This window comes from Coleofasciculus sp. (assembly GCF_046539235.1).
Classification (GTDB): domain Bacteria; phylum Cyanobacteriota; class Cyanobacteriia; order Cyanobacteriales; family Coleofasciculaceae; genus Coleofasciculus.
Genome location: NZ_JBKHHI010000388.1, coordinates 1 through 6343, shown reverse-complemented (window position 1 = coordinate 6343; position 6343 = coordinate 1). Strand labels below are relative to the sequence as shown.

The following is a 6343-nucleotide window of genomic DNA, read 5'->3' as shown; positions in this document are numbered from 1 at the left end:
TTCCCTGTTCCCTAAGTCATAAACCTTCTCCCCTCTTCTTAGAGGCTTGGTACTTTTGCTACGATAGCAGTAAAATAGAGACGTAGATCACAAAGGAGAACTTATTAAAGTCACGCCGGATGGTGGGTTAAGTTACCTCTAAAGCGGATTAAATTCACCGAAAATTAGGACTGTTCTCAATTAATCCTCCAGGCAAATACCTGAAGATTAACTATGTTGAATTTATCAGGTAAAGAAGATTATGCAATCCTCTGATCGAAATATCCTTAACCCAAACCAATCCTCAGCGTCAGCTAGAAAGCAAGAGTTGTTTAAGAAACTAGAACGAATAAGAATGGCACCTGAGCGCCTGCTGGAGGAGTATGCGGCGGGAGAACGGGATTATCGGGGATTTAACCTCAGCAACCTGGAGTTAAACGGCGTAGATCTCCAGAGGATAGACTTAAGTCAGGCAAACCTAGAAGGGATTGTCTTAGAAAAAGCGACTTTGACACGGGCAAACTTGACTAAAGCCAACTTATGTGGGGCGAATTTACGCCGAGCAGATTTGATTTGGGCAAATTTACGCTGTGCTAACCTACGAGGGGCAAATCTGAGAGGGGCTGATTTGAGTGGCGCTGATTTGAGTGGTGCCGATTTGACCGATGCTGATTTAGGGGGAGCCATACTACCCGACGGAACAATTGTTTTAACCAGTGAACAATCGAGTCTCTTATGTGGTAAGCTGCGAAAATTGCCACTCAAACTATCTAAGTAGGTGGACACAATAAAAGTTAACGGTGGAGATCGTCATTCGTCATTCGTCATTCGTCCTTTGTTACCTTTGTTAGGGTTTGAGGAATATTTACAAAACAAGCGTGAGCGTACCGTTTTCTTTTGTCCGACTGATTTGAAAATAGGAGTCAGGAGAAATCAATTTTCATGCGTTCTGGTGTACGCCGTTCATGAGGGCTACTTAAATAATCCCCAAGAGAGAGGCTGAGTCGGAGGCGATCGCCCACTATAAGATCCATAAGCGGTCATGCATTTAAATGGGGTATGAGTAGCGAGCAAGATGCTCGCACTACCGCACTACAAGGATGCTCACCATTATTGACATTAAGGTTTAAATGCCGAACAGCTTGAATCATGGCATATCGATTGAAGGCACACGAGTCTATATCTGAGGGAGTTCAGCGCATTGCTTACGAACAGATAGACAAAGCATTAGCTCAATTATTGGGTCAAACTGATGATAGCCCAGAAGAGGCGGTTCATGATGCTCGCAAGCGGTTGAAGAAGCTACGAGCATTATTGCGCTTAGTGCGGGATGAAATTGGTGCGGATACTTATCACCAAGAAAACACCTGTTTCCGAGATGCAGGGCGATTATTATCCGATGTACGGGATGCTCAGGTAACGATTGAAACCTTAGATGATTTAACCGAACATTTTGCCAATATTATCTCAGCCGATGGCTTTAGGGAAGTACGTCAAGCTCTCTTAACCCGTAGTCAATCCATTAGTGAGCGGGTTCTGGAGGAAAAAAATGCCCAAGAGGACGCCATTCGCATGATTAAAGCGGCGCGGGAACGGGTTAAGGATTGGTCAATTACAAGCAATGACTGGTCAACCCTCCAGGAGGGTGTTCAGCGCGTCTATAAACGAGGATATAAAGGATTAACTTGTGCCTTGAATCAGCCAAGTGTCGAGAATTTTCACGATTGGCGCAAGCGGGTGAAATATCTTTGGTATCACCTACGACTTCTTAAATTGGTATGGTCAGATTTAATGGCAGAAATGGCATCACAGACGAAACAATTAGCCGATTATCTAGGGGATGATCATGACTTGGCGATGTTGCGTCAGCTACTGGAAGAGGAACCGGAACTAGCCTGCGATCGCACTCAACTAGACGCCCTAATTGGCTTAATTGATCGGCGACGACTCCAATTGCAGCAGTCAGCGTACTGTTTAGGGCGACGCATTTATGCAGAGAAACCGGGAGTGTTTGTGGAGCGGATTGGGGTGTACTGGCAGATTTGGCGATCGGAATATGAGCAACCAAGTTCGTAGTTGTGCTTGCAGTTGCGCTGTCTTCGCCATAAACCCATGGCTGAGAGGAACTCATACTGAGTGGCGCTCTTTCCGTAAACCCTTAACCAGGGTACTCTTGAACTAACGAAATACGCACCAGATTCCCATCACAAACCCCGTAAACCACATCATCAGCCACCACCAACCCAGACGTAATCGGCGCAGGTGATTCCCACTTCCATAACTCCTCACCCGTCGCCGAAAGCCCCAGGAGAAAGCAAGAAAACTCACAAAAGTCTTTGTACTTATCCCACTCATCCAGCGTCGGACTTTGGGCGATGTAAACTTGTCCGGCTGTTCCCACAGAAATTGCCACCGGAATTTTTGATATCGGGTATTGCCATAATACCTCCCCTGACTCCGTTACTGAAACAACCGCTTTTTTACCCTCCACCCCGGCTGTTGTGGTTAGAATTAACCCATAAGCTGGAAGATAAGTAAACACCAGTGGACTATTCGATAGAAAACGACAATCTGAAGGCGCTAACCAGGGAGAAACCTCTTGGGTTTGAATATCAACCCTAAAAATACCATCTGGATAACCCACAATAACTCGGTGAGAGTCTACCCGAATTGGTGGTGTCATGGCATTTCCCACCGCCAAACTGATTTGCCATAAGCGTTTTCCCTCAGTTAACGAGTAAGCCGTCAGCCCCCCACGGTGACTAACGAGTACTTGATGGTGTACGATAAGGGGTTGATGACGAATAAATCCATCGGTTTGCACTTTCCAGAGAATGTCTTCAGTTGTCGAGATGGCGATGAGATCATTCGAGTCTGAGGTATAAATAAAACAGTTTTTTGTCACAGCCGGAACCGCATACGCCCAGGTATCCACAGGTAGGGAGAGTAGCGGTTCTCCAGTAGAGCGCGATCGCACAACTAATTTAAAACCATCTTCTTCAATCGCCACCAGTTCTCCTGTCGGTAAAATCAGGGTATCACTGCGAGTTTTGGCAAAATCCCTCGCCCATTCAATTTGTCCATCCCGGCTAACACTCACCAAATGGTGAATATCAGATATGATTATCCGGTCACTTACAACTAGACTGGAAGCCTTACGGAAGGGTAAAAGACAATTCATCATGCTGCAAAAGCTCTAATTACTAGCTGGGCATTATTATCAATAGCATTGCGATCGCCACTAGCCAATGCCTTCATTAATTCTCCCAGTGCCGCACGGACTCGGAAAAATTTAATGGATGCGGCTGGTATTTCACCGTGATATTCATCAGCAAATGCTTGTTGTAATTGTTCCACTTCCTCTGGTAAGACCTCATAGTTTACCCCAAAATGAGCCAACTTCTGATAAAAATTGCCATAGTCTCGTGCTGGCGCACCAATTGGTTCTCCCTCCTCCCCCATTGAGTAGTGCATTGTGGGTGTATCAATCGCCGTCAGTTGTTCACTGGGCTGATCCCAAAAGAAATTCCCTGGATGCGCGTCACCGTGAATTAAAGAAGCTTGTCCAGGATTCGCGATCGCATCATTAACCACCTGGTCAATTTGCTCATGCAGCCAGGATGCTTCAATGCCTGGAACTTCTCTAATTCTGGCAGATAGTTTCCCTTCAATATCCCTTACCGCATTAATATGCTGCTGCAAAAATCCTTCAGATACTTGGGAGCCACGCACCGAATGCAGTTCACTCAATGCCCGTGCATTACCCTTTACCGCTTGCGTTGTCCGTTCCATCTCTGTGCTACGATTCTCTCCAGTAGCGGTTCCTAGCCGTTGCAAGTAATCATCAATTGCTACTCCGGGCGCAACCAAACTCACCAAAACGCCCAATTCTCCTGCTTTTGCCACACCCAAATTCTGCGGCGATTCGATCACCTCAAACCCTTCCTGCTCAAACCGTTTCAAAGCGGATAATTCCCGGGCAAATTCATTAAGATTGGGAAAAAGCTTGACTGTGGCGATAGACTGACCTTGATCATCGAACAGAAAAAAGACAGGTGCACCTGAAACACCTGTCGCCCCTTCTTCTTTGAGTTCTTTAATATTTCTCAGATTAACTTGATTTGGATTCCTGCCAACACGACTAGCTGCAAACGCGACTAACTTGTCCCGACTATTACCAATTTGAGGAAGCTGACTGAGTAAATTTTGTAACGCTTGGGGGTTAATTTGACCGCCTTCACTTCTCAATGAATCCACCTCTGATGTTAAGGAACGCTGCACGCTTTCCGCTTTTAGCATCTGCAAGCGGTTGAAAACTGGAGAACTTGGTGGAGGTGGAGGTGATGTTCCTGACGCCTTGACTGGGATGTCGAGTCCGTGGTAGCCAAAACGAGAGGCTCCCTCTAGCTGTTCGGCAATAGAGCGGGTATCCTGCTGCTGTTGCTGTACCCTAGCAGGCGAACCAAACGGACGTGTCTGCAAAAGACTGGTTTGAGGTAACTCTGGACTTCTGGCTTGGATGGTGTTACCGAAACCACGGGTTTTCAACGGATGGGTAGGAGGAGTAAAAGTGGACTTTAAGAAAGCTTTTCTTGAAATGTGCCGCCTATTACTCATGACTACCTCTACTACCCTGGGAAGTCGGACATATTCAATAGTAGAGCAGAGAGCGCGATCGCACCCCTAACTCATCAAAAAACTTGACCAAGGGTTGTGTACTCTGAATGTTAAGTATGGGAAAGAGCGTAAGTCTTCTTGTATTAATCGTTTGACTTGGCTTTTTTTCGTCTTCTTGAATGCTCTCGCTTGAATAATACTCCAAATCCTAAAGCGGTAGTTGAACCAAGAATAGTCAGAGGTTCTGGGACTGCCGTCGGGTCAGAAATAGGGTTTAACAAAACAGGACGTGGTGTACCATTAATCAAGCCTATCCCCGTAATTTGTCCAACATTATTTATATCGTTGGCAATAAATAGTTCCCAACCTGAATCAGCAGGAATTAAACTATTGAGGTCAATCATCACCTCGTTTTCCCAGAGAAAAGGAGCAAATCTTAAACTGTCCAAATCATAGGCATAGCCAACCACTTGACCTGCATTGTTAATGCCGTTTGCTTCGCTTGTAGGAAGATCATCCAGCGTACCCAGATCTGTCATTGTGCCATCTTGCCACAGGAAGGCGTGGTGGCTGAAAGAACCCTCAAGGTCGGCATGACCAACGACCTGTCCAGAGTTGTTGAGATCAAAAGCACTACTACTCGAACCACCCAGCGTTCCCAAACCGGTGATCACGCCGTTTTCCCAGAGGAAGGCGTGCTGATTTCCACTGCTTGTTTCTGCACCACCGACTATCTGACCAGAATCATTAATTCTCACCGCTACACTGGTGCTATCCCCTAAAGTACCGAGGTCAGTTATCATACCATCTTCCCAGAGAAAGGCACGTTCTTCACCGCTATTATTCTTTACTGAACCAACGACCTGACCCCGATTGTTGATGCCGAATGCCGAACTACTTACACCCCCGAAAGTACCGAGGTCAGTCATTGTACTATTTTCCCAGAGAAAAGCATGAGAGGGATAATCGAAGCCGAAGAAATCTGGTGAGTTAACCTCTGAACGACCGACTATCTGCCCAGAGTCATTGATATCAAAGGCTTCGCTATTGAAACCCTCTAAATTCGCTAAATTACCCAGGTCACTGAACACGCCGTTTTCCCAGAGAAAGGCACGCCCATTCTCAACAAAAGGAAGAAATCCACTCCTGCCAACAATTTGACCCGTATCGTTAATTGCGATGGGAACAGGATCGTTATCGAATGAGCCAAGGTCAGTCACCGTATACATGGATGCCGCCTCCGCAGATTGGAAAGCAGTAAATCCGAGTAATGTCGCCGTTGCTAGTCCCAACGTGCTGACTTTATGAGTGATAGTTTTCATGTAATATTCCTAACTATTTACAGTTATGTTTATTTGTTTAAACTTTAAATCTAAAATTTAGAATTGTCGAATATTGTTTTACTAGGTTTTAATTTTTATTGAGAGTTGTGAAAATAAATTTACTGATCTTGCTCTAACCCACGTCTGACTGCTTCGTGAAAGAGATCTTTTGCCGTCATAGTTTCGCTTCTAAATCGTTGGGTTGAGCGAAGTCGAAACCCAACCTACAGTAATAACGACGATAAAATAAAAAAACTCAGAATTTTTTCCAGACTCAAGCATCCTGAGTCATCGCCCAAACATCCAACACAGATTATACGAAAATAGAACTGTAGCCCATCCTCTCCCATCTAACCTTGAGTCAATCACCATCCCCTTCCCCTAAACCCAGCCGCAATCGCCAAGACTACTATATTCACCGCGCT

5 protein-coding genes are annotated in these 6343 nt (G+C 45.6%); 2 read left to right on the top strand and 3 right to left on the bottom strand.

Annotation, left to right across the window (positions count from 1 at the left end; all coding sequences use genetic code 11):
• The first annotated feature begins 241 nt into the window (after positions 1 to 241).
• Together ACLFWI_RS24865 and ACLFWI_RS24860 are read left to right on the top strand one after the other, a co-directional pair.
• Positions 242 to 757 carry a pentapeptide repeat-containing protein gene (locus ACLFWI_RS24865; RefSeq protein ID WP_446415148.1) on the top strand — a complete coding sequence of 172 codons (516 nt, stop codon included), beginning with the start codon at positions 242 to 244 and terminating at the stop codon, positions 755 to 757.
• Between the two features lie 371 nt (positions 758 to 1128).
• Positions 1129 to 2055 carry a CHAD domain-containing protein gene (locus ACLFWI_RS24860; RefSeq protein ID WP_446415147.1) on the top strand — a complete coding sequence of 309 codons (927 nt, stop codon included), beginning with the start codon at positions 1129 to 1131 and terminating at the stop codon, positions 2053 to 2055.
• Positions 2056 to 2137: 82 nt separating this feature from the next.
• Here the strand turns inward: ACLFWI_RS24860 and ACLFWI_RS24855 are convergent, their stop codons facing one another.
• The 3 genes from ACLFWI_RS24855 to ACLFWI_RS24845 form a co-directional block, all read right to left on the bottom strand.
• Positions 2138 to 3163, bottom strand: a complete 1026-nt coding sequence (locus ACLFWI_RS24855; RefSeq protein WP_446415146.1) for an outer membrane protein assembly factor BamB family protein — start codon at positions 3161 to 3163, stop codon at positions 2138 to 2140.
• A complete protein-coding gene (locus ACLFWI_RS24850) occupies positions 3160 to 4527 on the bottom strand; it encodes a phosphotransferase (RefSeq protein ID WP_446415145.1) in 1368 nt (455 codons plus the stop codon). The genes ACLFWI_RS24855 and ACLFWI_RS24850 overlap by 4 nt, the downstream gene beginning before the upstream one ends.
• Before the next feature lie 212 nt (positions 4528 to 4739).
• Positions 4740 to 5918 carry a PEP-CTERM sorting domain-containing protein gene (locus tag ACLFWI_RS24845; RefSeq protein ID WP_446415144.1) on the bottom strand — a complete coding sequence of 393 codons (1179 nt, stop codon included), beginning with the start codon at positions 5916 to 5918 and terminating at the stop codon, positions 4740 to 4742.
• Positions 5919 to 6343: the final 425 nt, after the last annotated feature.

Coding starts and splice junctions, on each gene's coding strand:
- ACLFWI_RS24865 (WP_446415148.1), top strand. CDS start 242: ATGCAATCCTCTGATCGAAATATCCTTAACCCAAACCAATCCTCAGCG.
- ACLFWI_RS24860 (WP_446415147.1), top strand. CDS start 1,129: ATGGCATATCGATTGAAGGCACACGAGTCTATATCTGAGGGAGTTCAG.
- ACLFWI_RS24855 (WP_446415146.1), bottom strand. CDS start 3,163: ATGATGAATTGTCTTTTACCCTTCCGTAAGGCTTCCAGTCTAGTTGTA.
- ACLFWI_RS24845 (WP_446415144.1), bottom strand. CDS start 5,918: ATGAAAACTATCACTCATAAAGTCAGCACGTTGGGACTAGCAACGGCG.